Raw genomic sequence first — 24,854 nt, 5'->3', positions numbered from 1 at the left:
ATTCCTTCCAGCCCCCCGGCCGGTCGGAATGTGCGCCCGCAATGGTTAACGGCTGGTAAGCATCCTTGCCGCGACGGGACGGAATTATGCCGCGCGCTTGTCCAGTGCGTGCGCCGCCTCCTCGATCAGCGCGGCGATGATCTCGGCAATCGGCTCTTCCTTGGTGACCATGCCGACCGACTGGCCGGCCATCACGCTGCCATGTTCGACGTCGCCGTCGATCACCGCGCGGCGCAAGGCACCCGCCCAATAATGTTCGATCTGCAACTGCGCCTCGGTCATCGCGACGCGACCCTCGTCGAGCGACAGCGCCACCTCGCGCTGCTTGGCGGTGAACAGCTCGCCGCCCGCGTTCTTGAGCGCACGCACCGGGATCACCGGCAGCCGCGGATCGAGCTGGACGCTCGCCACCGCGTCGCGCGCGCTGGCGCGGATGAACGCCTGCTTGAACTTCGGATGCGCGATCGATTCGGTCGCGCAGACGAAGCGCGTGCCGAGCTGCCCCCCCGCCGCGCCCATGTCGAGATAGCCCGCGATCGCCTCGCCGCGCCCGATCCCGCCGGCGACGAACACCGGCACCTGGTCGGCGATCTCGGGCAGCATCTCCTGCGCGAGCACGCTGGTCGAGACCGGGCCGATATGGCCGCCCGCCTCCATCCCCTCGATCACCAGCGCGTCGACGCCCGAGCGGATCAGCTTCTTGGCCAGCGCCAGCGTCGGCGCGAAGCAGATCACCTTGGCACCGCCCGCCTTGATCGCCTCGAGCGAGCCCTTGGGCGGCAAACCGCCGGCGAGCACGACATGGCCGACGCCGTGGCGCGCGCACACCGCGATCAGCTCGGTCAGCGCCGGGTGCATGGTGATGAGATTGACGCCGAACGGCTTGTCGGTCAGCGCCTTGGTCCCGGCGATCTCGGCGTCGAGCAGCTCGGGCGTCATCGCGCCGCAGGCGATCACGCCGAAGCCGCCGGCGTTGGACATCGCCGCGACGAGATGGCGCTCGCTCACCCACGACATCGCGCCGGCCATGATCGCCACCTCGCTGCCGAGGAAGGCGGCACCGCGCGCCATGCGGCGGGTCAGCCGCTCCTGTCCGACGCTCACGCCGCGGCGTCCGCGGCGTCGAGGCCGTAGGCGGTGTGCAGCATGCGGACGGCGAGTTCGGTCTCGTCCTCGTGGATCAGCACGCTGACCTTGATCTCGCTGGTCGAGATCGCCTGGATGTTGATGCCGCGCTTGCCGAGCGTGGTGAACATCGTGCTGGCGACGCCCGCATGGCTGCGCATGCCGACGCCGACCACCGAGACTTTGGCGACGCGCGTGTCGTGGACCAGCTCGGCGAAGCCGATCGACTCGCGCGCCTGGTTGAGCGCCTCAAGGCTGCGCGCGAGGTCGGCGGACGGCACGGTGAAGGTGACGTCGGTCGAGCCATGGTTGTGCGCGATATTCTGGATGATCATGTCGACGTTGATGTTCGCCGCGGCGAGCGGTTCGAAGATCGCCGACACCGCACCTGGCTGATCGGGAACGCTGGTCAGCGTGATCTTCGCCTCGTTCTTGTCATGCGCGATACCGGTGATGAGCTGTCGTTCCACGTCGCCATTCTCCTGCTGGCCTGCCTCCTCCTCGCCCACGATCATCGTGCCGGGCAGCGTATCCGCCATCGGTGCATCCGGCCCGGTAAAGGACGAGAGCACCTGGACGCGGACCTGTTCCTTCATCGCCAGGCCGACCGACCGGGTCTGCAGCACCTTGGCGCCGACGCTGGCGAGTTCCAGCATCTCTTCATAGGTCACCTTGTTGAGCTTGCGCGCGCGCGGCACGATGCGCGGATCGGTGGTGTAGACGCCGTCGACGTCGGTGTAGATGTCGCAGCGATCCGCCTTGATCGCCGCCGCTACCGCCACCGCCGACGTGTCCGATCCGCCGCGGCCGAGCGTGGTGACGCGGCCGTCCTCCGCCAGCCCCTGGAAGCCGGGGATCACCGCGACCTCGCCCGCCGCCATGCTCGCGGCGAGCGCGTCGACCGCGATCTCGCCGATCCGCGCCTTGGCATGCGCCGCGTCGGTCTGGATCGGCAATTGCCAGCCGAGCCACGAGCGCGCCGGCACGCCCGCCGCCTGCAGGGCGATCGCGAGCAGGCCGCTGGTGATCTGCTCGCCCGCGGCGACGACGACGTCATATTCGCGCGGATCGTAGAGCGACGAGGCCTCGCGGCAGAAGCCGACCAGCCGGTCGGTCTCGCCCGCCATCGCCGAGACGACCACCGCGACCTGATTGCCGGCATCGACCTCGCGTTTGACGCGCGCCGCCACGCTCCGGATGCGCTCGATCCCGGCCATCGACGTGCCGCCGAACTTCATCACGATCCGTGCCATGCCGCGTCGCCAAACTCCTTGGGGTAAAGGGGCCGCACTGATAGGTAGCGGTCATGATGATGGCAAGCAGCACGATCGATCCGCGCGAGGCGAAGCATTTCGGCGCGATGGCGAAGGACTGGTGGGACCCGAAGGGCTCGTCGGCGATGCTGCACAAGCTCAACCCCGTCCGGCTCGGCTATATTCGCGCGGCGATCGACCGGCATTGGGACGGCGACGACACCAGCTTCACCCCCCTCGCCGGCCGCCGCGCGCTCGATGTCGGCTGCGGCGCCGGGCTGCTCTGCGAACCGCTCGCCCGGCTCGGCGCGGCGGTGACGGGGATCGATGCGGCGGCGGAGAATATCGCCGTCGCCACAGCGCATGCCGCCGAGGCGGGGCTGACGATCGACTATCGCGCGGTCGGGGTCGAGACAATGACCGGGACGTTCGACCTCGTCACCAGCCTCGAGGTGATCGAACATGTCGCCGATCCGGCCGGCTTCGTCCGCGGCCTTGCCGAGACGCTCGCCGACGGCGGCCTGCTGGTGCTGTCGACCCCCAATCGCACGCCGCTGTCGCGCCTCGCGCTGATCACGCTGGCCGAGGGCACCGGCCGCATCCCGCGCGGCACGCACGATTGGGACAAGTTCCTCACCCCCGACGAGCTCACCGACCTGCTCCGCCGCGCCGGCCTGACCGTCACCGACGTGCGCGGCCTCGGCTTCTCGCCCGCGACCGGCTTCACGCTGAGCGATTCGACGCAGCTCGATTATTTCGTGACCGCGAAGCGGGGATAGGGCGGGGACCGGCGCGATCCGCGCCTGCCGCCATTTCCCGAATTGGCACGCCGCGCACCCGTCGCTACCGCGGGTCGCCATGTCCCCCCTCGCCAATCCGCGGCTGCGCCTGCCGATCCTCGTCCTCGTCGCGATCGCGGCGCGGGCGCTGACCTTCGGCAACCCGGTCGTCCATGTCGACGAGGAATTCTATTTCGTCACCGCGCAGCGGATGTGGCAGGGCGCGCTGCCCTTCGTCGATATCTGGGACCGCAAGCCGGTCGGGCTGTTCCTGCTCTACGCGCTTCCCGCGAGACTCGGCGTGCCGGCGGGGATCTGGGCCTATCAGCTGCTCGCGCTGGTCAGTGCGATCGTCACCGCCTGGGGCATCGCCAAATTGGCCGAGCGGCTCGGCTTCGCGGCCGGCGCGACCGCGGGCGGCATCGCCTATCTGCTGTGGCTCGACCTGCTCGGCGGTCAGGGCGGTCAGGCGCCGGTCTTCTACAATCTGCTGATGCTCGCGGCGGCGGCGCTGGTGCTGCGGCCGCGGCGCGCGACGCACGGCATCGTCGCGATGACTTTGGTCGGCATCGCATTGCAGATCAAATATTCGGTGGTGTTCGAAGGCATCACCTTCGGCCTCTGGCTGCTCGCCGATACGTGGCGTCGCCAGCGCCGGCCGCTGCGCCTGATCGCCTATGCCGCCGCGCTGGTCGTCGCGGCGCTGCTCCCCACCGTGCTCGCGGCCACATATTATGCCGCGGTCGGGCAATGGGATGCCTTCGCCTACGCCAATTTCCTGTCGATCCTGCACCGCAACCCCGATCCGCTCACCGATCTCGCGAGCAATCTCGGCCAGCTCGTGCTGATCGTCTCGCCGCCGGTCGCGCTCGCCATCGTCGCGCTGCTGCGCGGCGGCGCGTCGCGGCCGCGGACCTTCGTCGCGCTCTGGCTGGCGGGCGCGATCCTCGGCGTCGCGATCTTCCGGCCGTGGTTCGATCATTATGCGCTGCCGATCCTGCTCCCCGCCTGCGCCGCGGCGGCGGGGATGCTGGGGCGGCCCGAGTGGCAGCGCTGGCGTACCCCGGCGCTGCTGCTCACCGCCGCGTTCGCCGGGCAGATCGTGTTGATCGTCCAGCGTATCGGCCGCGGCGACGGGAAGCAGCTCGCCGCGGTCGCGCACGCCATCGGTCGCGGGCCGGGCTGCCTCTACGTCTATTCGGGCAGCGACATGCTCTACAGCGCGACCGGCCGCTGTCTGATGTCGCGCTACCTCGTCCCCTCGCACCTGATCCGCGCGCGCGAGGCGGGCGCGACCGGCGTCGATCAGGACACCGAGATCCGCCGCATCCTCGCCGCGCGGCCGGCGGTGGTGGTGATCCGTCCCTTCTACAGCGGCGAGCGCCCAGCCGCGCATGCGCTGGTCGCCGCCGCGGTGGCGCGCAATTATCGGCTGACCGCGTCGCTGCCGATGGGCAACGAGATCATCCGCGTCTATCATCGCGCGCGATGAAACGCCTGTTCGCCTCGATCCACGACGTCTCGCCCCGGTTCGAGGGGCAGGTCGACCAGCTGCTCGATCATCTCGCCCCGCATGTCGGGCGGCGGCTGGCGATGCTCGTCGTGCCCGATCACTGGTCGAGCGCGCCGATCACCCCCGCCTATGCGACGCGGCTGCGCGGCTGGGCGGACGAGGGCGTCGAGATGTTCGTCCATGGCTGGACGCATCGCGACGACAGCGCCCACAGCGGCACGGCCGCCGCGCTCAAGGCCAAGCATATGACCGCGGGCGAAGGCGAGTTCCTCGGCCTCAGCCATGCCGAGGCGCTGGCGCGGATGCGGCGCGGCAAGGCGCTGGTCGAGGATATCACCGGCCGCGCCGCGACCGGCTTCATCGCGCCGGCGTGGCTCTATTCGGAGGGCGCGCGCGCGGCGCTCGCCGATGCCGGCTTCGCGCTCGCCGAGGATCATGCGCGCGTCTGGCGACCCGGTGGCGCGGTGGTCGCGCGCGGGCCGGTGATCACCTGGGCGAGCCGCACGCGGATGCGCCAGTTGAGTTCGCTCGTTGCCGCCGGCGCGCTGCGCCACGCGCTCCAGCCGACGCGCAACGTGCGGATCGCGGTCCATCCCGGCGACACGACGGTGCCCGCGTTGCTCACCAGCATCACCGCCACCTTCGCCGCCTTCCGCCGCCATCGCCCCGCGGCTTATGCGGAGCTGCTCGGCTGATCTTTGCGGCGGTTGGCGCAGAGGCACAAAGGACGCGCAGAGAACCCGCCGCGCCAGCGGCTCCCATCATCGCGCGGCAAGAGCTAGTCTGCGAACGCGGTCGCTCGCGAACCCCCTCCGCGCCTCCGCGCCTCCGCGTGAACCAGAGTTGATTGCCGCTCGCCCTCGCGTTGCGACCGCATCCGTACAGCGCCACCGGCGGGTAAGCCGAGGTTTCACGCGGAGGCGCGGAGGCGCGGAGGCGCGGAGAAGATGCGATCGCTGGAACGGCGGCGTGCCTCTCGAACCTGTGATTGGCGGGCCGCGCTTGTCGCGAGCGAAGCCCTCTGCGTCCTCTGCGCCTCTGTGCGCGCCATTCACCGCCCGGCCAGAGGCCGGAATCTAGGCCCGCAACCGCCGCGCATCGCGCGCCGCGATCGCCGCGGCGTAATGCGCGACCAGATCGGCGGCATGTTCCTCGTCGTTGCGCACCCGCGTCGACGCCACCCGCGCGGCGCGGCGGACGAGCGCGCGGTCGCGCGCCAGCATCCGGCCGATCGCGTCGGCGCAGCTCTGCACGTCGCGCTGGGCATAGACTTCGGCGAACATCGGCTCGGCGATCTCGGCGGCGCCGCCGCCGTCCGGCACGATCAGCGGCGTGCCGCTCGCCAGCGCCTCGGCGGGGACGAGGCCGAACGTCTCGGTGCCGCAGCCGTGGATGTAGACATCGGCGCTCGCCATGATCGTCGCCAGCCGCCGCCGGTCATAGACGGGGCGGAACAGGCGGATATGCGGGCTCGCGCCGATATGCCGTTCGAGCGTCTTGGTATCCATGCCCTGGCCGAGGATCACCAGCCCGACCGGCGCCTGCGTCGCGACGCGATGCACCGCGTCGATCACCGTCGGCCAGCGCTTCTCGGGATGATGGCGGCCGACGCCGAGCAGCAGCGTCGCCTCGGGCGGCAGCCCGCATTGCCGCAGCAGTGCGGCGCGCAGCGTCTCGTCGCGCAGGTCGGGCGAGAAATGCGCCTGTTCGATGCCGAGCGGCATCGTCGCGTCGACGCGGATGCCGCGTGCGGCGAGCTGCCGGGTCAGCGCCGGCCCGTTGGTCACCACCGTGTCGTAGCGGGCGAGGCAATGGTTGAGATAGCGATCGTACCAGGCGAAGGCACGCTCGATCCGCGGCTCGGAGGCGAGCGGCTTGAACCAGCGTTTCGGATAGGCCTCGAGATTGTCGTTGTGCATGAAATAGGAGCGCAGCGCCCGCCCCTGCCATTGCGCGACGATCCACGAGGATTTCCACGGCGAGCAATTCTCGACCACGTCGGGATCGAGCGCGTCGAGCCGCTGGTGGATCGGCGCGGCGTCCCAGAACAGCCCGTAATTGGCGTCGAACGGCATGCCCGGCGCCTTGATGTAATGGATCGCGCCGCCGCCGGGCCGTTCCTCGATCCGATCCTCGCGCCCCGGCGCGAGCACGATCAGCTCATGCCCCATGCCCGCCAGCACCTCGATCTTGCGATCGATATAGGTGCGCACCCCGCCGCCGGTCGGCGAGTAGATCTCGTTGACGTCGACGATCCGCATCAATCGTCCTTGGTCGGGGAGAAGCCGCCGAGGCCGTGCAGATATTGCATCCGGATCGTCCGGGTGACCGTACCCTCGCCGACGTCGACCAGCGCGCGGTCGACCTTGGGGCGGGACATGCCGATCTTGCCGGTACCGGGGAAGCCGGCGCCGTCGGCGAAGAAGTTGAACTTGTTCTTGTTATCCCGATCGTGCGTGACCAGCAGCGCATAGCGGCCGGGGCGCGGCACGCGGATGCACACCTGGATGCTGCCGGACTGCGGAATCGTCGTCCACACCCGGCGGAAGGTCTTGCCCGCCGCGATCAGCACCGAATCGTCAGCGAGGAAGTCGGTCTCGTTCGCCGGATAGAGTTCGAGCTTGATCCGCCCCTTTCGATCCTTGAGCCCGGCGATCTGCGCGAGGATCGCCGGCCCGCCGCCGAGCGAACAGGCCGCGGCATCGCTGCCCAGGATCTGTGCCTGCGCCGGCATCGCCGCCGCCATCGCCGCCACGGCGAGCGCCGCCCGGATCATTCGCGTGATCATGCCGGCTTCCGCGTCGCAAGATGGTGGATGCCGAAGCCGACGATAAGCAGCGCATGCACCAGCAGCACCGCCGCCGCGGTGAAGGCGATCAGCTCGGACAGCGCCTTGTCCTGGCCGATCATCAGGATCGCGAAATTGGCGAACAGCAGGTCCTTGTTGGGCAACAGCGGCAGGCGCGAGAACAGCATCCGCCCCGCCGACAGGAACAGCCAGGTGCCGATCGCCACGCTCGGCATCGCCAGCGCCCAGGCGAGCGCAAGGAAGAACCCGCCGAGTATCAGCCGCAGGCAGTGGATGCCGAAGATCGCCCACAGCTCGCCGCGCGACAGCGAGAACACCTTGCGCGAGAAGATCAGGAACGGCAGCGACGTGCCGAAGATCACCACCAGCGAACCGTAGACGTAGCGCATCATCTCGGGCGGGATGAGGTTGCGCCCGACCGGCAGCGCCACCGCGATCATCGCCAGCGTCACCGCATTGCCGGCGATCGCCGACAGGATCGACACGTCCTTGACCGCGCCGAACGGCGCCGCGACGGCCTGCGCCCGGCTGCGCGCCCAGGCGTAGAAATAGGCCTCGCCCGAATAGCCCATGACGACGTCGTTCGCGATCCGCTTCTTGATCAAGGCGACCAGCCCGCCGAGCGGGATGCGCCACAGGCGGCGGAAGATCCAGTAATCGGCCAGCGGCGGCACGAAATACAGCGCAGCAAAAGCCACGTAGAACAACGGGTTGCGCGGCGTCACACGGTTCAGCCCGGCGAGCCCCGAGCCGAGCAGCTCGTGCGCCAGTCCGGCGAGCATCGCCAGAGTCACCAACCCGCCGATGATCGCAGGCCACCGGCTTTTGATGGTTTTCAAGGGTTGAAGTCCCGCGATGTCGGGGGAGGGCGGCACGATCTCGACGAGACTGCGGCCGGCGGTGTGATCGATCTGCACCCGTTGATCCGAACGATGACGATGGGATCATTTAGCGTTAGTGCGCCAATGTTGCACATGAATTTCGCTTCACTGTCCCGTCACTCTGGCCGGCGGCGGCCATGACCGGGCCGGAGCAGGTGACGGACCGGAGCGGATCCGCTTCGATGAGGCGCCGATGGCGATCGAACAGGGTCGTGCCGACCGCCGATGCACCGGTCGCCGGAGCGCCCGCGCTAGAGCGCCGGGTAGCGCAACCGCCCGACGAAGCGCGACAGGCTCGGCCGATGCTCATAGCGCTTGCCGAACGCCGCCTTGGCCTTTTCAAAGCGCATGATCCCGTCGATCCGGCGGGCGAGGAAGGCGCGCGTCTCGGCATAGCCCTCGCTCTCGTCGTCGAGGAAGACGGTGATCGTCGCGGCATAGACGCCGAGCAGGATCGTGCGCTTGGTGTAATGATTATAGTCGGTCGCGGTATCGCCGGCCAACCGCCACATCAGGTCGACGCTGCGCCAGCCGAGCCGCGCCGCCTGCGCCACGTTCTGCGGCAGCGCGAGGATCGCGCGCGCCCGGCGCAGCGATTCGCGATCGGGCGCGACGATCGCGAGCCGCGCCTCGACCAGAGCGGAGATGCGCGCGCGAATCTTCATCGCCGCGAGCGTTTCGGGCGGCAGCCGTTCCGCCATCCGCCGGTCGATCGCCGCGAACCAGGCATCGATCATCGCCACCGCGCCGTCGGCGAAGGCGAGCCGCGCGACGTCGCGATCGATCCCCGCCGCCTCCGCCGCCATGTCGCGCGCGGCGTCGCCCCAGCCGTCGAACGCGGCATTGGCGGCGATGCCCTCGGCGAGCGCGTCGCGGATCTCATCGAGCGTCAGGTCCTGCGTCATGCCTCTACCTCCTGCTGCGCCTCCTGCGCCGCCGCGCGCGCCGGTGCAACCTCCGCGCGCCGCACCAGCACCAGCGCGAGCGCCACCAACGCGACGCCCAGCCAATCCGGTCCCTGCAACCGCTCGCCATAGACGATCCAGCCGACCGCGCCGGCGACCACCGGCTGGATCAGCAAGGCGATGCCGATCACCAGCGGCGACAGCCGGCCGAGCGCATAGATCATGCACCCCTGACCGATCACCTGGCTGACCAGGGCCAGACCGAGCAGCGGCGTCCATTGCTGCGGCAGGATCGCCTCTCCCAACAGCCCGGCGAACAGCAGCAGCGGCAGCGCCGTCGCGGCGCTGGCCAGCGCCAGCGTCGGCAGCGGGCGCAACGCGCGGCGGACGCGCGCCATCATCACGATATAGACAGTGTAGAGGATGCCGGCGAGGATGCAGAGCAGGTCGCCCGCGAGATTGCGCGAATCGAGCTGGTACGATCGTCCCATCAGCAGCGCCGCGCCGAGGGCTGCGAGCAGCAGCGCGATCCCCTGCGTCCGCGTCGGCCAGATCCGCGCGACGAGGAATCCGTAGAGCGGATAGATCAGGATCGCCGAATTGCCGAACAGCGTCGCATTGGCCATCGTCGTGCGGACGATGCCGAGGTGCCAGCTGGCGAGATCGGCGGCGAAGGCGATGCCGCCGGCGACGATCAACACCCAGAGCAGCGGCCCGATCCGCCCCGGCCGCGCGCCGCCGCCTAGCGCGAGCGCGGCGAGGATCGGCACCGCGAGCGTGATCCGCCAGAAACCGGCCGCGACCGGGCCGACGTCGGCGAGCCGCACGAACCACGGGCCGAAGGCGAGCGCGACATTGGCGACGACCAGCGCGACGAAGGCGGTTCCCTGATCCTGCGTTGGCGGCACGACAGATTTTCTTGGCGACGGCGGCCGATGCATGCCGCGCTGTAGCGCCCTATCTTGAGCGCGTCAGGTCCTTTGGAGCATCTATGCCAAGTCTCTTCGATCCCATCCAACTCGGCGATATCCCCGCCGCCAATCGCATCCTGATGGCGCCGCTGACCCGCGGCCGCGCCACCGACGATCACGTGCCGACCGATCTGATGATCGACTATTACCGCCAGCGTGCCGGCGCCGGACTGATCATCAGCGAGGGCACCGGCGTCAGCCGCCAGGGGCTCGGCTGGCCCAATGCGCCGGGGCTGTGGACCGAACCGCAGGTCGAGGCGTGGAAGCCGGTGACCGACGCGGTCCATGCCGCGGGCGGGCGGATCGTCGCGCAGATCTGGCATATGGGCCGGCTGTCGCGGCCGGAGGTGATCGGCATGACGCCGCTGTCCTCGTCGGCGACGCGCGCGCCCTATCACAAGGAGGACAATCCCTATGTCGAGGCGCAGGCGGCAACGCTCGACGATATCGCCCGCGCGCAGGACGATTATGCCACCGCGGCGCGCAACGCGATCCGCGCCGGCTTCGACGGCGTGCAGATCCACGGCGCCAATGGCTATCTGATCGACCAGTTCCTGCGCGACAACACCAACCTGCGCGACGACGACTATGGCGGCAGCCCGGAAAACCGCATCCGCTTCATGCGCGAGACGGTGGCGCGCGTCGCCGATGCGATCGGCGCGGGGCGGACGGCGATCCGCCTGTCGCCCAATGGCGAGACGCAGGGCGCCGACGACAGCGATCCGGCGAGCGTCTTCGTGCCCGCCGCGGCGGCGCTCGACGCGCTCGGCATCGCCTTCCTTGAGCTGCGCGAACAGGCGCCCGACGGCACCTTCGGCCGGACCGACGTGCCCAAGCTCAGCCCGCAGATCCGCGAGGTGTTCAAGCGGCCGCTGATCCTCAACCAGGATTATTCCGCCGAGGCGGCGGCGGCGGATGTCGAATCGGGCCGCGCCGACGGCATCGCCTTCGGCCGCAAGTTCATCGCCAATCCCGATCTGGTCGAACGGCTGCGCCAGGGCGCGCCGCTCGCCGAGGACAATCCGGCGACCTGGTACACGAAGGGGCCGCAGGGCTATACCGACTATCCGGCGCTGGAGACGGCGGCGGCCTGAGCCCGACGATCCCGTCGGACGGCAGGGTCCAGCAAAAAGCCCCGGGGGAGACCCCGGGGCTTTTTCGTTAGTCGATCTTCGGCAGCGTTTCGAACTGGTGATAGGGCGGCGGCGAGGACAGCGTCCATTCCAGCGTCGTCGCGCCCTCGCCCCACGGATTGTCGGGCGCCTTGGGGCCCGCAATCAGCGAGTAGATGACGTTGACGAAGAAGATCACCATGCCCGCGGCCATGATCTCATATCCGTGGCTCGCCAGCGCGTTCCAATGTGCATAGGCGTCCGGATAGTCCGGATAGCGCCGCGGCATGCCCTGCAGGCCGAGGAAGTGCATCGGGAAGAACAGCAGGTTCACGCCGACGAAGAACACCCAGAAGTGCAGCTGGCCGAGCAGCTCGTTGTACATCTTCCCGAACATCTTCGGGAACCAGTAATAGAAGCCGGCGAACAGGCCGAACACCGCGCCGAGGCTGAGCACGTAGTGGAAGTGCGCGACGACGTAATAGGTGTCCTGCATGTAATCGTCGATGCCGCCGTTGGCGAGCACCACGCCGGTGACGCCGCCGACCGTGAACATGAAGATGAAGCCGATCGCCCAGACCATCGGCGTCTTGAACGACAGCGATCCGCCCCACATTGTCGCGATCCACGAAAAGATCTTGATGCCGGTCGGCACGGCGATGACCATCGTCGCGGCGGTGAAGTACATCTTCACGTTCACCGACAGGCCGGTGACGAACATATGGTGCGCCCAGACGACGAAGCCGACCACGCCGATCGCGACCATGGCATAGGCCATGCCGAGATAGCCGAAGACGGGCTTGCGGCTGAACGTCGCGATGATCTGGCTGACGATGCCGAAGCCCGGCAGGATCATGATGTACACTTCGGGGTGACCGAAGAACCAGAACAGATGCTGGTAGAGGATCGGATCGCCGCCGCCGGCCGGATCGAAGAAGGTCGTGCCGAAGTTGCGGTCGGTGAGCAGCATGGTGATCGCCGCGGCGAGCACCGGCAGCGCGAGCAGCAGCAGGAAGGCGGTGACCAGCACCGACCAGACGAACAGCGGCATCTTGTGCAGCGTCATGCCCGGCGCGCGCATGTTGAAGATGGTGGTGATGAAGTTGATCGCGCCGAGGATCGACGAGGCACCCGCGAGGTGGAGCGCGAGGATCGCCATGTCGACGCTCGGCCCCGGCTCGCCATAGGTCGACAGCGGCGCATAGACCGTCCAGCCGGTGCCGGCGCCGCCGAAGAAGGGCGAGGCGAGCAGCAGCGTGAATGCCGGGATGAGCAGCCAGAAGCTGACGTTGTTCATCCGCGGGAAGGCCATGTCGGGCGCGCCGATCATGATCGGCACGAACCAGTTGCCGAAGCCGCCGATCATCGCCGGCATGACCATGAAGAAGACCATGATCAGGCCGTGCGCGGTGATCAGCACGTTCCACAGGTGGAGCGCATGGTCGAGCCCGCCGTCGCCGCCGGGCAGCCAGTTCGCCCAGCCGACCAGATACTGGATGCCCGGCTGCGCGAGCTCGGCGCGCATCAGGCCCGAGATCGCGCCGCCGATGATCCCCGCGATGATCGCGAAGATCAGGTACAGCGTCCCGATGTCCTTGTGGTTGGTCGACATGAACCAGCGCGCGAAGAAGCCCGGTTTATGGTCCGCATCGCTATGGGCATGATCGTCGTGCGCGACGAAGGCATGGGGGTGGAGGGCGGTATCGGTCATCTTACTGTCCCGCGTTGCCGGTGGCCGGATTGCCGGTTGCACCCTGCGAAGAGGAAGGAGCGGCGGTCGTCACATTCTCGACCGGGCCGGTGGCGGCGTCGGCGGCATTGCCCTCCGCCTGCTTGGCGGCGGAGCCTTCGGCGCCCGGCTGCGGGATCACCTTGTCGGACGGCTTGCCCGGGGTCGGCATCGTGCCGCCCTTGGCGCGCACCCAGGCGGCGAATTGCGCCGGCGGCACCGCTTCCACCGCGATCGGCATGAAGGCGTGGCGCGCGCCGCACAATTCGGAACACTGGCCGAAGTAGAGGCCCGGCTTCTCGATCGTGAAGCTCGTCTCGTTGAGCCGGCCCGGCACCGCGTCGAGCTTGATCCAGAAAGCGGGCATCGCCCAGCTGTGGATCACGTCCTGCGAGGTGGTGATCAACCGGATCGGCACGCCGACCGGCAGCACGACGCGATTGTCGGCGGCGAGCAGGCGCGGGCCGTCGGCATCGGTGCGGAACCGCTCGCCCTTGGCGACCTGATCCTTTTCCTTGAGCATGTTGGCGGTGATCTCGAACCCGCCGTTATCGGGATATTGATAGGACCAATACCATTGGTTGCCGATCGCCTTCAGCGTCACCGCGCCCGCCGGGGCGGGCTTGAACTGCGCCTGGAGCAGTCCGATCGACGGCACCGCGATCAGCACCAGGATGAGCACCGGCGCCAGCGTCCAGATGATCTCGATCGCGGTATTGTGGCTGGTCTTCGACGGCACCGGATTGGCCGCCCGGCGGAAGCGGAAGACGACCCAGAGCAGCAGCAGCAGCACCAGCACGCAGATCGCGACGATCAGCGGCACCAGGATCGAATCGTGGAACCAGTGGGCGAACCGGCCATTGTTGGTCACCTGCGGCTGCAGGCCGTAGCGGCCGGCGACGGGATGGCCGATGCCGGCCTCCGCGGTCATCGCCGGCGCACCGTCCATCGCCAGCAACGGCGAGGTCGGCGCGGCCGGCGCGGTGGCACTGGCGGTGGTCGGCGCGATGTTGGATACGCCGGCCGGCGCGGCGGCGCCCTGCGGCGTGGGAGCGGCGGCGATCGGCGCGGCTGCGGCGAGCGCCAGCCCGGCAGCCAGTGCGATCCCATGTAAGCGTCTGCGCATGTGTGTCGTCACCCCGTCCAGATCCCCTCGCCGCCCGGCCAAAGGGCCGATGTCAGGCGTAAGGTACGCCCCTTTTGCCACGACCTATACGCGGGGGGTGGCCCGGCCTCAAGCGCCCATCTTTATCGTCCCCGCCCGCTTGGCGGCGGCGCGGCGACTTTCTATGAGCGGCGGCATCCGATCACATCCCGGGACCGCCGATGACCGACGACGACGTGCTGGCCGAATTCCGCGCCGCCGATGCGCTGCTCGAGGGGCATTTCATTCTCTCGTCGGGACGGCACAGCTCGCGCTACCTGCAATGCGCGCGCGTGCTGATGGACCCGCGCCGCGGCGCGCGGCTTGCCGAGGCGCTCGCGGCGCGCATTCCCGACTCGATCCGCACACGGATTGCGGCGGTGGTGTCGCCGGCGATGGGCGGGGTGATCGCCGGCCATGAGATGGCGCGCGCGCTCGGCGTCGAGGCGATGTTCGTCGAACGCCCGACCGGCACGTTCGAGCTGCGCCGCGGCTTTCGCCTCGCCGCAGGACAGGAGGTGCTGATGATGGAGGACGTCGTCACCACCGGCCTCTCCTCGCGCGAGGCGATCGGCGCGATCGAGGCGGCGGGCGGCACGGTGATCGCCGGCGCGGCGCTGGTCGACCGGTCGAACGGCAGCGTCGATCTCGGCGTGCCGTTCTTTCCGCTGATCCGGCTCGACGTCCCGACCTATGCCGCCGACGCGCTGCCGCCAGAGCTCGCCGCCGTCCCGGCGAGCAAGCCGGGGAGCCGCGCGGCGTGAGCGCGCCGCTGCGCCTCGGCGTCAACATCGATCACGTCGCGACGGTGCGCAACGCGCGCGGCGCGGGCTATCCCGATCCGGTGCGTGCCGGGCTGCTCGCCGCCGAGGCGGGGGCGGACGGCATCACCGCGCATCTGCGCGAGGATCGCCGCCACATCACCGACGACGATATCGCGCGGCTGTCGGCGGCGCTGACCATCCCGCTCAACTTCGAAATGGCGGCGACCGACGAGATGCTGCAGATCGCGCTGCGCCATCGCCCGCATGCCGCCTGCATCGTCCCGGAAAAGCGCGAGGAGCTGACCACCGAGGGCGGGCTCGACGCGGCAGGCCAGCACAACCGGCTCGCGCCGCTGGTCGGCGAACTCGGCGCGGCGCGGATCCGCGTCTCGCTGTTCATCGAACCCGATCCGCGCCAGATCGAGGCGGCGATCCGGCTCGGCGCGCCGGTGGTCGAACTCCACACCGGCCGCTACGCCGAACTCGATGGCGAGGCGCGCACCGCCGAGCTGCGCCGGCTGTCCGACGCCGCGGCACTGGCGGCGAAGAATGGCATCGAGGTCCATGCCGGCCACGGCCTCACCTTCGACAATGTCGGGCCGATCGCCGCCATCCCGCAGGTGCGCGAGCTCAACATCGGCCACTTCCTCGTCGGCGAGGCCCTGTTCGTCGGCCTCGACGCGGCGGTCCGGCGGATGCGCGAGGAGATGGACGCGGCGCGAGGGTGACGACGGACTGACGTTTAGCGCTGCTCGGTATTCCCCCCGTAACCGCACCGGGCAAAGTCCTCGCCCTTCCTCCGCGTGTTCGATCGTCTTGCGGAGATGCACCAGCAGAGGCGAGGCGTAGCGTGCGGGCACGAAGAGGGTTCACGCGGAGGCGCGGAGGCGCGGAGGCGCGGAGGAAGAAGCTGGGCCGGTTTGCCGGAAAGGCTGCGCGTCACCGGTGCTGGCGGAGGTAGCCCCTGATATAGGCGTCGACGGCGCGCAGGTCGTCGGCGGTCCAGCGATGCGGCGGGATGTGGACGTTGTTCTCACGCAGCACCCGCGGGATCAGGTCGCCATTCGGGCGCAGCACGACCGAGGCGACGATGACGCCGGGATAGGTGGCCAGCCGCCGCCGGAAGGGCGGCGCGGTCAGGTCGATGGTCGGCGGGTTGCTCTTGTGCGCGAGCGGGCCGGTGCCGCGCAGGTCGGCACCGTGGCAGATGGCGCACCGCTGTTCGTACAGCTGCCGCCCGACATCGCCCGTCCCGGCCAGCACCGGCGTCGGCATCAGCAGCGCGATAGAGGCCGACAGCCACCCCGCCCGCATCCTTGAGCCCCCCCCTGCCGCGATCCTTCACCCTTATAGCGGCAAGCGGCGGCGAATAACGCGGATGCGCTGCTTTCCCTGCCGACCCCCGCCGCGTAAGAGAGCAACATGATGCGCGCACCGTTCCGCCCGGCCCCATCGTCCCGCCGCTCGGGCGGCGCGGCATGATCGTCGGCCTCGGCTCCGACCTGTGCAACATCGAGCGGATCGCGGCATCGCTCGAGCGGTTCGGCGAGCGGTTCGAGGCGCGGGTGTTCACCGACGCCGAACGCGCGCGCGCAGCGCGGCGGCCGTTCACCAAGGCGGGCACGCTCGCCAAGCGTTTCGCCGCCAAGGAGGCGTTTTCCAAGGCGGTCGGCACCGGGTTCAAGGCGGGCGTGTTCATGAAGGACATCGGCGTCGTCAATGCCGCTTCGGGCGCGCCGACGCTGGCGCTGACCGGCGGCGCGAAGGAACGGCTTGACGCGATGATCCCCGAAGGCCACGTCGCACGCTTACATGTGACCCTGACCGACGATCATCCATGGGCGCAAGCCTTTGTGATCATCGAGGCAATTGCGAACCCCAAGCCATGAAGGAAGCGGTGTTGGACGGCAGCAAGTCCACCGAGGCGGCCCCGATCGCGCCGGCTACGCCCGCGCCGGCAGCGCCGACGACGAAGAAGACGGACTGGTGGGGGGAGATCAAGGGCATCTTCTGGCTGATCCTGATCGTCCTCGGCTTCCACAGCTTCATCGCCAAGCCCTTCTACATTCCCTCCGAATCGATGCTGCCCGGCCTGCGCATCGGCGACCGGCTGGTGGTGTCGAAATTCGCCTACGGCTGGTCGTTCGTCTCGCCGACGATCCCCAATCCGGTGGCGATCTTCAAGGGCGTGGTGCTGCGCCAGCCCGAGGAGAGCTGGAGCGTCGGCCTGCCCTTCATCCACGGCCGCCTGTTCGGCAGCCTGCCGACGCGCGGCGACGTGGTGATCGTGACGCCGCCGGGAACGCGCAACGACTATATCAAGCGCGTCATCGGCCTGCCGGGTGATACGCTCGCGGTGCGCGGCGGCGTCGTCATCCTCAACGGCAAGCCGATCGCACGCGGGCCGATGCATTACGTCGACCTGCCGGTGGACACCAACAGCCCGTGCAGCGACCGCGACTATTACGGCGCGCGCCGGCCGGCGCCGGGCGGCGGCTATGTCTGCCATCTGCCGATCGTCACCGAGACGCTGCCCAACGGTCGCCATTACGACACCGTCGACCTCGAACCCGACAGCCCGGGCGACAATTATCCGCAGGTGACGATCCCCGCCAACCACGTCTTCCTGATGGGCGACAATCGCGATCGCTCGGCGGACAGTCGCTTCCCGCTCGCGCAGCTCGGGCTCGGCGGGCCGGTGCCCTATGAGAATCTCGGCGGGCGCGCCGAATTCCTGACCTTCAGCCTCGATGGCGATGCGACGCTCAACCCGCTGACCTGGTGGGGATCGCTCCGCGCCGATCGCGCCGGCCTGTCGCTCCACCCGGCAAGCGGACAGTAAGATGAGCGGGACGCCGCGTGCGCCGAGCCCGGCCGAACTGCGTGACCCGTTCGTCCGCCGCGAACTGACCCGGGCCGCGGTGTGGCTCGGCCTCGCCGGCGCGATCGCGCTGGTGGTGCTGCTCGTCCAGCCGCTGCTGATCATCTTCGCCGGGCTGGTCTTCGCCGCGCTGCTCGACGGCGGGGTGCGGCTGCTCGGGCGGGTGCTGCCGATCGGACGCGGCTGGCGGCTGCTGATCGTCGTGCTGCTGACGGTCGTCTTCCTGCTCGGCACCTTCTATCTGACCGGCGTCCAGGTCGCCGAGCAGTTCGCGCAATTGCGATCGACGCTCGAATCGCAGGCGGGCAAGCTCGCCGGCTGGCTCGGCCGGCAGGGCCTGATGCCCGGTGCGTCCGACGTCAGCGGCATCGCGCGCCAGGCGCTGGGATCGGTCGGGCGGATCACCGCCTGGGTCGGGACGGCGTTCGGCGCGCTGACGACGATGTTCATGATCCTCGTCATCGGCCTGTTCGTCGCGATCGATCCCGGCACCTACCGGCGCGGGACGGAATGGCTGGTGCCGCGCCGCCACCGTGCGGAATTCGCGACGGTGACGGGGCGGATGGGGCAGACGTTGCGCCGGCTGCTCGCCGGGCGGCTGCTCGGCATGGTCGCGGAGGGCGTGCTGACCGGCATCGCGCTCCGCATCGGCGGCGTGCCGATGGCGATGATCCTCGGCATCCTCACCGGGCTGCTTGCCTTCATCCCCAATATCGGCGCGTTCATCAGCGGCGCATTGATGATCGCGGTCGGGTTCTCGGCGGGGACCGAGGTCGGCTATTGGGCGATCGGCACCTATGTCATCGTGCAGGGATTCGACGGCTATGTGCTGCTGCCGATCGTCGCCAAGAAGACGGTCGACCTGCCGCCGGCGCTGACGCTCGGCGCGCAGATCCTGGCGAGCGCATTGTTCGGCATCCTCGGGCTGGCACTCGCCGATCCGATGACCGCGATGATCAAGAGCGCGCTCGAACGCAGCAGCGAGCGCGAGGGCGAGCGCGACGGATCAGGCGAGCCGGTCGAACAGCGCTAGATAGCGTGCGGCCGAGTCGGCGCCCGGCTGCGGCACCGGCGCCGGGCGTGGCGCATCGAGCCAATGGTTGAGCGCGGCGGCAAAGCCCGCCGCATCGTCGCAGGCGACGACGCTGCCGAGCCGCGCGTCGCCGACGATCTCGCGCACCGACGGGCTCGACGCGGTCGCGACGACCGGCGTGCCGACCGACAGCGCCTCGCGCAGCACGCCGGGCACGCCCTCGTAATCGGACGGCAGCGCGAGCAGCGCCGCCTGCGCCATCGCCACCAGCGGATCGGCGACATGGCCGGGCAGGCGTACGCGATCGCCGAGCCCGGCGGCGGCGATCTGCCGTTCGAGCGCATCGCGCATATCGCCCTCGCCGAGGATCACCACCGTGACGTCGGCCGGCAGCGCCGGCACCGCGGCGATCAGCCGGTCCCAGCGCTTCTGTGCGACCAGCCGCCCGACGCCGAGCACGATCCGCCCCGCCGGCAGCGCGATCCCCGGCGCGCCGGGCGCGGGCGGGGCGGGCGGATTGGGGATGACGCTGGTGCGTCGCTCCATCCGCATCGCCCGCGCCGCGACCGCCGCGGTGGCCGGCGTCATCGCGACGAGATGATCGAGGAAGCGGCCATGCTGCGCGAGCCACAGCCGATGCCCGGCATCCATCACCCGGCCGTGATCGGCGCGATCGATCGCATTCGACAATTTGGCGACGATCGGCGGGCAATCCGCACCGAGCCGCCAGCGCAGCCACGCGGCGACCAGCGTATAATGGTTGCCGGCACAGAAGATCACGTCGGGCCGCAGCCGCCGGGTGATCGCGGCGAGGCGATATTGGGCGAGATAGTTGCGCTGGCCGAGCGACTCGACGTCGATCCCCGCCGGCACCTCCGCGGCGAGCGGTCCGCGCGCGTCGCCGACCACGAGCGTCACCCGCCGCCCCGCCGCCAGCCATGCGCCTGCGAGGCGGAGCTGCGCCCGCTCGACGCCACCGCCAGCCAGGTCCTGAGCAAAGGTAAGGATATGATCGGCCGGCATTTGCGGCAACCGCCCTGCCATAGACCCGCTGCGGGTGGAAGGCCGGCGATAGGGCGGCGGCGAATCGCGCCGCGATCGGAGCCGGCAGAAAAAGCCGCTGCCTTCGACTGCCCTTCCCGCTCACGCCTCTATAAAAGATTAATCGTCCACCGGACGCTTTCCACCGGTCGAATCCGGCCACCGCCACTTTACTCCCCCCTGGGTAAATGATAATCACTTGCATCATGGATATGTCGCGCACCGTCGTTCCTGCCCTCGACCTCGTCTCCCTGCCGCGCCGTCAGCGCGCGACGGTCGCGGCGATCGACTGGACCCGTCTCGCGCTGCCCGAAGCGCGACGGTTGCGCGAACTCGGCTTCGATGAGGGCGTGCCGGTCGAGGTGCTGCATCGCGCCTCGCTGGGCAGCGGGCCGATCGCCTGCCGGATCGGCCGGATGACCGTGGCGCTGCGTCGCGCGGTCGCCGGCGCGGTGCATGTGGCGCCAGCCACCGCCGACTAATCGTGCATGCAGCCCCGCTGGTCGCGCTGGTCGGCAATCCCAATGCCGGCAAGAGCGCGCTGTTCAACGCGCTGACCGGCGCGCGGCAGAAGGTCGGCAATTATCCCGGCGTCACCGTCGAACGCCATTCGGGCCGCTGGGTGCTCGATGACGGACGACCGGTCGAGCTGCTCGACCTGCCCGGCGCCTACAGCCTTGAACCGTCCAGCCCCGACGAGCGCGTCACCCGCGACGTCGTCACCGGCGCGAGCACGCTCGAACGGCGTCCGGACGCGCTGGTCGTGGTGGTCGATGCCGCCAATCTCGACAATCATCTGCGCTTCACGCTTCAGCTGATCGCACTCGGCCTGCCGGTGGTGGTGGCGCTCAACATGGTCGACCTCGCCGAGCGCGACGGGCTGACGCTGGATGCCGCCGTGCTCTCCCGTGAACTCGGCGTGCCGGTGGTGCCGACCGTCGCGGTCCGGCGGCGCGGGCTCGACGATCTGCGCGCGATGGTGGCGGATGCGATCGGCAGCGCCGCGCGTCCCGCGGCGGCGGGCGCGGGAACGCAGGACGATATCGTCGCGCTGCAACGCCGCGCGCGCCAGATCGCCGCCGCCGCCACCGTATCGGAAACCGCGGCGCGGCGCTGGGCGAACTGGCTCGACGCGGTCGCGCTGCACCCGATCGCCGGGCCGCTGCTGCTCGTCTCGATCCTGTTCGTCATGTTCCAGGCGGTGTTCACCTGGGCGGCGGTGCCGGCCGATGCGATCGACGCCGGCTTCGCCGCCTTGCAGGGCGCGATCAAGGCGGCGATGCCCGACAGCTTCCTGCGCTCGCTGCTCACCGACGGGTTGATCGCCGGGGTCGGCGCGGTGATCGTCTTCCTGCCGCAGATCCTGATCCTGTTCCTGTTCATCCTGATCCTCGAATCCTCCGGCTATATGGTGCGCGCGGCGTTCCTGATGGACCGGCTGATGGCGACGGTCGGCCTGTCGGGCCGCGCCTTCATCCCGCTGCTGTCGAGCTTCGCCTGCGCGGTGCCGGGGATCATGGCGACGCGAGTGATCGAGGACGAGAAGGACCGGCTGACGACGATCCTGATCGCGCCGCTGATGACGTGCAGCGCGCGCTGGCCGGTCTACACCCTCATCATCGGCGCGATGATCCCCAACACGCCGCTGCTGCCCTTCGTGCGGTTGCAGGGCGTGGTGATGTTCGGGCTGCTCGTCATCGGCATCGCCGGTGCCTATGTCGCGGCGCTGGTGCTGCGACGCACCGTCACCAAGGGCGCCTCGTCGGGCTTCATGATGGAGATGCCGAAATATCAGGTGCCGCTGCTGCGCGACGTGCTGCTCGGCCTGTGGCAGCGCGCGGTGATCTTCCTCAAGCGCGCCGGCACGATCATCGCCGCGACGACGGTGGTGCTGTGGCTGCTGCTCAGCTTCCCCAAGCCGCCCGAGGGCAGCGGGATCAGCCCGGTCGACTATTCGGTCGGCGGGCGGATCGGCCACGGCATCGAATATGTCGTCAAGCCGATCGGCTTCAACCGCGACATCGCGCTGGCGCTGCTGCCGGCGATGGCGGCGCGCGAGGTCGCGGTGTCGGCGATCGGCACCGTCTATGCGATCGACGACAAGGACGGCGGCACCGACCGTATCACCGACCAGATCCGCGGCCGCTGGACGCTGCCGACCGCGCTCGCCTTTCTGATGTGGTTCGTCTTCGCGCCGCAGTGCATCTCGACGATCGCGGTGACCCGGCGCGAGACCAACGGCTGGAAATGGCCGCTGTTCATGGTTGGCTATTTGTTCGCCGCCGCCTACATCATGGCCGGGATCACATATTGGCTGGCGGTGTTCGCCGGCCTGTAGGCATTTTCGGGGCAGTTCATGGCGGGTAGCGTCAACAAGGTCATTCTCGTCGGCAACCTGGGGCGCGACCCCGAATCGCGGTCGTTCCAGAACGGCGGCAAGGTGGTCAACCTGCGCATCGCGACGTCCGAATCCTGGAAGGACAAGAACAGCGGCGAGCGCAAGGAGAAGACCGAATGGCATTCGGTCGCGATCTTCAACGAAGGGCTGGCCAATGTCGCCGAGCGCTTCCTGCGCAAGGGCTCCAAGGTCTATATCGAAGGCGCGTTGCAGACGCGCAAATGGCAGGACCAGCAGGGCAACGACAAATATTCGACCGAGATCGTGCTGCAGGGCTTCAACAGCGTGCTGACGATGCTCGATGGTCCCGGCGGCGGCCAGGGCGGCGGCGCCGGCGGCGGCGGTAGCCGCGGCGGCGACGATTATGGTGGCGGTGACTTCGGCGGTGCGTCGGGCGGCGGCTATGGCGGCGGCAACCGGACCGGCGGCGCGTCGGGCGGCAGCCGCGGCGGCGGCAGCTTCGGCCAGACGGGAGGCTTCGCCGACGATCTCGACGACGACGTGCCGTTCTGAGCGATCCTGCATCCCTGCCCTGCGCCACGCCGGCAGCCGGCTGGTGCGTCGACGAGGCGACACGCCGCGCCGCGATCGAGGCCTATGATCTCGACTCGCTGCGCGACGGCGCGGCGCTGCGCCAGATCACCGACTTTGCTGCGGCATTGTGCGGCACGCCGGTCGCGCTGGTCAGCCTGGTCGAGGAGCACGAACAGGTCTTCCTCGCGCGCACCGGGCTGACGCTGACCGAGACGCCGCGCGAGATGTCCTTCTGTCAGCATGCGATGCTGCAACCGGATATCATGGTCGTGCCCGACGCGACGCAGGATCCGCGCTTCATCGACAATGCGCTCGTCACCGGCGATCTGCACCTGCGCTTCTATGCCGGGGCACCGCTCGTCTCGGACGACGGTGTGCCGCTCGGCTCGCTATGCGTGATCGACACGATTCCGCGTCGGGGACTCACGGCATTGCAGCGCCAGGGGCTGCGCGTGCTCGCCGACAATGTCATGGCGCGGCTGCGCGACAGCCGCGACGCGGCGGCCTGGCGGGCGACCGAGCGCGCGACACGCCGCCAGCTCACCGACAGCGAGGATCGCTTCCGCACGCTCGCCGATACGATGCCGCAGATGGTGTGGTCGACGCTGCCCGACGGCTATCACGATTATTACAATGCGCGCTGGTATGAATTCACCGGCACGCCGCCCGGCTCGACCGACGGCGAGGGCTGGAACGACGTCTTCCACCCCGACGATCAGGCGCGCGCCTGGGCGGTCTGGCGGCAGTCGCTCGCCAGCGGCGATCCCTATCAGATCGAATATCGGCTGCGCCATTTCGACGGCACCTATCGCTGGGTGCTCGGCCGTGCCCTCCCGATCCGCGACGCCGCCGGGCAGGTCACCCGCTGGTTCGGCACCTGCACCGACATCCACGAACAGAAACTGGCACTGCACGAACGCGAGCTGATCAGCCAGGAGCTGTCGCACCGGATCAAGAACATCTTCGCGGTGATCTCGGGACTCATCTCGTTCGCCGCGCGCAGCAAGCCGGGCTTCGCGCCGATCGCGGCCGACCTGCGCGAGCGGATCACCGCGCTCGGCCGCGCGCATGACTTCGTCCGCCCGCACAGCCCCCAGTCGCGGCCGAACGCGCAGCAGGACAGTCTGCACGGCCTACTCGGCGAATTGTTCGAACCCTATCGCCGCGACGACGCGCCGCCGATCCGCATCACCGGCGACGAGATCGCCATCGACGACCGCTCGGCGACACCGCTCGCGCTGCTGTTCCATGAGCTCGCCACCAATGCGACCAAATATGGCGCGCTCGCCACCGACGCCGGCACGGTCGAGGTCAGCATCCGGCGCGGCGCCGACACGGCCGAGCTGTGCTGGACCGAACGCGGTGGCCCGGAAGTGACCCCGCCCACCGGCGCCGACGGCTTCGGCAGTCAGCTCATCGAACTGTCCGCGGTGCGGCAGCTCGGCGGCAGCATCCGTCGCGACTGGCAGCCCGAAGGCCTGGTGATGACGGTGACGGTGCCGCTCGCCGCCTTCCGGCGGGACTGAGCTAGGCGCGATCCCGTTCGGTCACGACGATATCGTCGTTGGCGGGCTTCTGCCCATCGGCCGCATAGGCCGCCGCGGCAAGAATAGCTGCCTCGCTGAACGGCTTGCGGATGTAGCCGAGCGCGCAGTCGAGCCCCTTGTCGATCTGTGCCGGGTTGGCGGTGACGAACACCACCTTGACGCCATGTTCGCGGGCGATCTGCTCGGCGATCCCCGGTCCGGTCGCCCCGTCGCGCAGGTTGACGTCGACGAAGGCGAAGCCGCATTGCGGCGCCGCGGCGAGCGCGCTCGTGGTGTCGGCAGCGATACCCGCGACCGTATAGCCCGCGTCGAGCAGGATACGCTCGAGGTCGAGTGCCACGAAAATCTCGTCTTCGACAATCAGCACGGTCTTGGTCATCGTACGTCCCGGTATTGGCAAGGCCAAACCTCTGTTCCACCGGATTGTTCCCGCCT

At 69.3% G+C, this 24,854-nt stretch carries 25 protein-coding genes; 13 read left to right on the top strand and 12 right to left on the bottom strand.

What is annotated here, in order from left to right:
* Positions 1 to 84: 84 nt before the first annotated feature.
* Both BW41_RS17580 and BW41_RS17575 read right to left on the bottom strand, forming a co-directional pair.
* Positions 85 to 1,071: an NAD(P)H-dependent flavin oxidoreductase gene (locus BW41_RS17580; protein WP_037536093.1), complete on the bottom strand. Its 987-nt coding sequence runs from the start codon at positions 1,069 to 1,071 to the stop codon at positions 85 to 87.
* A 29-nt stretch (positions 1,072 to 1,100) separates the two neighbouring features.
* Positions 1,101 to 2,378, bottom strand: coding sequence for an aspartate kinase (locus tag BW41_RS17575; RefSeq protein WP_037536091.1), 1,278 nt, complete (start codon positions 2,376 to 2,378; stop codon positions 1,101 to 1,103).
* 53 nt (positions 2,379 to 2,431) lie between these two features.
* Here BW41_RS17575 and ubiG point away from each other — a divergent pair, with 53 nt between their 5' ends.
* The 3 genes from ubiG to BW41_RS17560 all read left to right on the top strand — a co-directional run bounded on the left by ubiG (position 2,432) and on the right by BW41_RS17560 (position 5,365).
* Positions 2,432 to 3,157: a bifunctional 2-polyprenyl-6-hydroxyphenol methylase/3-demethylubiquinol 3-O-methyltransferase UbiG gene (ubiG, locus tag BW41_RS17570; RefSeq protein ID WP_081793176.1), complete on the top strand. Its 726-nt coding sequence runs from the start codon at positions 2,432 to 2,434 to the stop codon at positions 3,155 to 3,157.
* Positions 3,158 to 3,236: 79 nt separating this feature from the next.
* Complete coding sequence (locus BW41_RS17565) at positions 3,237 to 4,649, top strand: hypothetical protein (protein WP_037536089.1); 1,413 nt, start codon at positions 3,237 to 3,239, stop codon at positions 4,647 to 4,649.
* Positions 4,646 to 5,365, top strand: a complete 720-nt coding sequence (locus tag BW41_RS17560) for a polysaccharide deacetylase family protein (protein WP_037536088.1) — start codon at positions 4,646 to 4,648, stop codon at positions 5,363 to 5,365. The genes BW41_RS17565 and BW41_RS17560 overlap by 4 nt, the downstream gene beginning before the upstream one ends.
* Before the next feature lie 381 nt (positions 5,366 to 5,746).
* Here the strand turns inward: BW41_RS17560 and BW41_RS17555 are convergent, their stop codons facing one another.
* The 5 genes from BW41_RS17555 to BW41_RS17535 all read right to left on the bottom strand — a co-directional run bounded on the left by BW41_RS17555 (position 5,747) and on the right by BW41_RS17535 (position 10,206).
* Positions 5,747 to 6,931, bottom strand: a complete 1,185-nt coding sequence (locus BW41_RS17555) for a glycosyltransferase (RefSeq protein ID WP_037536086.1) — start codon at positions 6,929 to 6,931, stop codon at positions 5,747 to 5,749.
* Positions 6,931 to 7,458 (bottom strand): DUF2141 domain-containing protein, encoded by a 528-nt coding sequence (locus BW41_RS17550; RefSeq protein WP_037536085.1) that lies wholly within the window; start codon positions 7,456 to 7,458, stop codon positions 6,931 to 6,933. The genes BW41_RS17555 and BW41_RS17550 overlap by 1 nt, the downstream gene beginning before the upstream one ends.
* Positions 7,455 to 8,396: a hypothetical protein gene (locus BW41_RS17545; protein ID WP_037536084.1), complete on the bottom strand. Its 942-nt coding sequence runs from the start codon at positions 8,394 to 8,396 to the stop codon at positions 7,455 to 7,457. The genes BW41_RS17550 and BW41_RS17545 overlap by 4 nt, the downstream gene beginning before the upstream one ends.
* A gap of 215 nt (positions 8,397 to 8,611) precedes the next feature.
* Positions 8,612 to 9,265, bottom strand: coding sequence for a COQ9 family protein (locus BW41_RS17540; protein ID WP_037536083.1), 654 nt, complete (start codon positions 9,263 to 9,265; stop codon positions 8,612 to 8,614).
* Complete coding sequence (locus tag BW41_RS17535; protein WP_051583653.1) at positions 9,262 to 10,206, bottom strand: DMT family transporter; 945 nt, start codon at positions 10,204 to 10,206, stop codon at positions 9,262 to 9,264. Before BW41_RS17535 ends, BW41_RS17540 begins: the two co-directional genes overlap by 4 nt.
* Positions 10,207 to 10,256: 50 nt before the next feature.
* On the opposite strand from BW41_RS17535, the gene BW41_RS17530 reads away from it, so the two are divergent.
* Positions 10,257 to 11,330: an alkene reductase gene (locus BW41_RS17530; protein WP_037536079.1), complete on the top strand. Its 1,074-nt coding sequence runs from the start codon at positions 10,257 to 10,259 to the stop codon at positions 11,328 to 11,330.
* Positions 11,331 to 11,397: 67 nt separating this feature from the next.
* Here BW41_RS17530 and ctaD read toward each other — a convergent pair whose 3' ends face one another.
* Both ctaD and coxB read right to left on the bottom strand, forming a co-directional pair.
* Positions 11,398 to 13,059 (bottom strand): cytochrome c oxidase subunit I, encoded by a 1,662-nt coding sequence (gene ctaD, locus BW41_RS17525; RefSeq protein WP_037536077.1) that lies wholly within the window; start codon positions 13,057 to 13,059, stop codon positions 11,398 to 11,400.
* A gap of 1 nt (position 13,060) precedes the next feature.
* Positions 13,061 to 14,203, bottom strand: coding sequence for a cytochrome c oxidase subunit II (gene coxB / locus BW41_RS17520; protein ID WP_037536076.1), 1,143 nt, complete (start codon positions 14,201 to 14,203; stop codon positions 13,061 to 13,063).
* A 200-nt stretch (positions 14,204 to 14,403) separates the two neighbouring features.
* On the opposite strand from coxB, the gene pyrE reads away from it, so the two are divergent.
* Both pyrE and BW41_RS17510 read left to right on the top strand, forming a co-directional pair.
* Entirely contained in the window at positions 14,404 to 14,985 is a 582-nt protein-coding gene (gene pyrE, locus BW41_RS17515; RefSeq protein WP_037536074.1) for an orotate phosphoribosyltransferase, read from the top strand.
* Complete coding sequence (locus BW41_RS17510) at positions 14,982 to 15,713, top strand: pyridoxine 5'-phosphate synthase (protein ID WP_037536072.1); 732 nt, start codon at positions 14,982 to 14,984, stop codon at positions 15,711 to 15,713. Before pyrE ends, BW41_RS17510 begins: the two co-directional genes overlap by 4 nt.
* A gap of 211 nt (positions 15,714 to 15,924) precedes the next feature.
* On the opposite strand, the gene BW41_RS17505 is transcribed toward BW41_RS17510, so the two are convergent.
* A complete protein-coding gene (locus BW41_RS17505) occupies positions 15,925 to 16,299 on the bottom strand; it encodes a c-type cytochrome (protein ID WP_037536068.1) in 375 nt (124 codons plus the stop codon).
* A gap of 164 nt (positions 16,300 to 16,463) precedes the next feature.
* Here BW41_RS17505 and acpS point away from each other — a divergent pair, with 164 nt between their 5' ends.
* From acpS to BW41_RS17490, 3 genes are read left to right on the top strand one after another with little or no spacing between them, the layout of a single operon-like run.
* Positions 16,464 to 16,874, top strand: a complete 411-nt coding sequence (acpS, locus tag BW41_RS17500) for a holo-ACP synthase (protein ID WP_037536066.1) — start codon at positions 16,464 to 16,466, stop codon at positions 16,872 to 16,874.
* Positions 16,871 to 17,827, top strand: a complete 957-nt coding sequence (gene lepB / locus BW41_RS17495; protein WP_051583652.1) for a signal peptidase I — start codon at positions 16,871 to 16,873, stop codon at positions 17,825 to 17,827. Before acpS ends, lepB begins: the two co-directional genes overlap by 4 nt.
* A gap of 1 nt (position 17,828) precedes the next feature.
* A complete protein-coding gene (locus BW41_RS17490) occupies positions 17,829 to 18,899 on the top strand; it encodes an AI-2E family transporter (protein ID WP_037536064.1) in 1,071 nt (356 codons plus the stop codon).
* On the opposite strand, the gene BW41_RS17485 is transcribed toward BW41_RS17490, so the two are convergent.
* Complete coding sequence (locus BW41_RS17485; RefSeq protein ID WP_037536062.1) at positions 18,873 to 19,922, bottom strand: glycosyltransferase; 1,050 nt, start codon at positions 19,920 to 19,922, stop codon at positions 18,873 to 18,875. The genes BW41_RS17490 and BW41_RS17485 overlap by 27 nt on opposite strands.
* Positions 19,923 to 20,146: 224 nt before the next feature.
* Between BW41_RS17485 and BW41_RS17480 the strand changes: the two genes are divergently transcribed.
* The 4 genes from BW41_RS17480 to BW41_RS17465 are packed head-to-tail and all read left to right on the top strand — an operon-like array spanning position 20,147 to position 24,398.
* On the top strand, positions 20,147 to 20,422 hold the full coding sequence (locus BW41_RS17480) for a FeoA family protein (protein ID WP_037536060.1): 276 nt from the start codon (positions 20,147 to 20,149) through the stop codon (positions 20,420 to 20,422).
* 2 nt (positions 20,423 to 20,424) lie between these two features.
* Positions 20,425 to 22,278 carry a ferrous iron transporter B gene (feoB, locus tag BW41_RS17475; protein ID WP_037536058.1) on the top strand — a complete coding sequence of 618 codons (1,854 nt, stop codon included), beginning with the start codon at positions 20,425 to 20,427 and terminating at the stop codon, positions 22,276 to 22,278.
* A gap of 18 nt (positions 22,279 to 22,296) precedes the next feature.
* Positions 22,297 to 22,851, top strand: a complete 555-nt coding sequence (gene ssb, locus BW41_RS17470; protein ID WP_037536055.1) for a single-stranded DNA-binding protein — start codon at positions 22,297 to 22,299, stop codon at positions 22,849 to 22,851.
* A 14-nt stretch (positions 22,852 to 22,865) separates the two neighbouring features.
* The gene (locus tag BW41_RS17465) at positions 22,866 to 24,398 is read left to right on the top strand and encodes a PAS domain-containing protein (protein WP_037536053.1); all 1,533 of its coding nucleotides are present in this window, start codon (positions 22,866 to 22,868) and stop codon (positions 24,396 to 24,398) included.
* Between the two features lies 1 nt (position 24,399).
* On the opposite strand, the gene BW41_RS17460 is transcribed toward BW41_RS17465, so the two are convergent.
* Entirely contained in the window at positions 24,400 to 24,798 is a 399-nt protein-coding gene (locus BW41_RS17460; protein ID WP_037536052.1) for a response regulator, read from the bottom strand.
* Positions 24,799 to 24,854: the final 56 nt, after the last annotated feature.

Source organism: Sphingomonas sp. RIT328 (genome assembly GCF_000632225.1).
Lineage (GTDB): Bacteria > Pseudomonadota > Alphaproteobacteria > Sphingomonadales > Sphingomonadaceae > Sphingomonas > Sphingomonas kyungheensis.
Note: the sequence above shows the minus strand (reverse complement) of the source record. Positions and strands in the feature narration are given on the sequence as shown.

Bases quoted from the DNA above. Each gene is read 5' to 3' on its own strand.
- BW41_RS17580 (WP_037536093.1), bottom strand. From the start codon at position 1,071: ATGGCGCGCGGTGCCGCCTTCCTCGGCAGCGAGGTGGCGATCATGGCC.
- BW41_RS17575 (WP_037536091.1), bottom strand. From the start codon at position 2,378: ATGGCACGGATCGTGATGAAGTTCGGCGGCACGTCGATGGCCGGGATC.
- ubiG (WP_081793176.1), top strand. From the start codon at position 2,432: ATGATGATGGCAAGCAGCACGATCGATCCGCGCGAGGCGAAGCATTTC.
- BW41_RS17565 (WP_037536089.1), top strand. From the start codon at position 3,237: ATGTCCCCCCTCGCCAATCCGCGGCTGCGCCTGCCGATCCTCGTCCTC.
- BW41_RS17560 (WP_037536088.1), top strand. From the start codon at position 4,646: ATGAAACGCCTGTTCGCCTCGATCCACGACGTCTCGCCCCGGTTCGAG.
- BW41_RS17555 (WP_037536086.1), bottom strand. From the start codon at position 6,931: ATGCGGATCGTCGACGTCAACGAGATCTACTCGCCGACCGGCGGCGGG.
- BW41_RS17550 (WP_037536085.1), bottom strand. From the start codon at position 7,458: ATGATCACGCGAATGATCCGGGCGGCGCTCGCCGTGGCGGCGATGGCG.
- BW41_RS17540 (WP_037536083.1), bottom strand. From the start codon at position 9,265: ATGACGCAGGACCTGACGCTCGATGAGATCCGCGACGCGCTCGCCGAG.
- BW41_RS17535 (WP_051583653.1), bottom strand. From the start codon at position 10,206: ATGCATCGGCCGCCGTCGCCAAGAAAATCTGTCGTGCCGCCAACGCAG.
- BW41_RS17530 (WP_037536079.1), top strand. From the start codon at position 10,257: ATGCCAAGTCTCTTCGATCCCATCCAACTCGGCGATATCCCCGCCGCC.
- ctaD (WP_037536077.1), bottom strand. From the start codon at position 13,059: ATGACCGATACCGCCCTCCACCCCCATGCCTTCGTCGCGCACGACGAT.
- coxB (WP_037536076.1), bottom strand. From the start codon at position 14,203: ATGCGCAGACGCTTACATGGGATCGCACTGGCTGCCGGGCTGGCGCTC.
- pyrE (WP_037536074.1), top strand. From the start codon at position 14,404: ATGACCGACGACGACGTGCTGGCCGAATTCCGCGCCGCCGATGCGCTG.
- BW41_RS17505 (WP_037536068.1), bottom strand. From the start codon at position 16,299: ATGCGGGCGGGGTGGCTGTCGGCCTCTATCGCGCTGCTGATGCCGACG.
- acpS (WP_037536066.1), top strand. From the start codon at position 16,464: ATGATCGTCGGCCTCGGCTCCGACCTGTGCAACATCGAGCGGATCGCG.
- lepB (WP_051583652.1), top strand. From the start codon at position 16,871: ATGAAGGAAGCGGTGTTGGACGGCAGCAAGTCCACCGAGGCGGCCCCG.
- BW41_RS17490 (WP_037536064.1), top strand. From the start codon at position 17,829: ATGAGCGGGACGCCGCGTGCGCCGAGCCCGGCCGAACTGCGTGACCCG.
- BW41_RS17485 (WP_037536062.1), bottom strand. From the start codon at position 19,922: ATGCCGGCCGATCATATCCTTACCTTTGCTCAGGACCTGGCTGGCGGT.
- BW41_RS17480 (WP_037536060.1), top strand. From the start codon at position 20,147: ATGGATATGTCGCGCACCGTCGTTCCTGCCCTCGACCTCGTCTCCCTG.
- ssb (WP_037536055.1), top strand. From the start codon at position 22,297: ATGGCGGGTAGCGTCAACAAGGTCATTCTCGTCGGCAACCTGGGGCGC.
- BW41_RS17460 (WP_037536052.1), bottom strand. From the start codon at position 24,798: ATGACCAAGACCGTGCTGATTGTCGAAGACGAGATTTTCGTGGCACTC.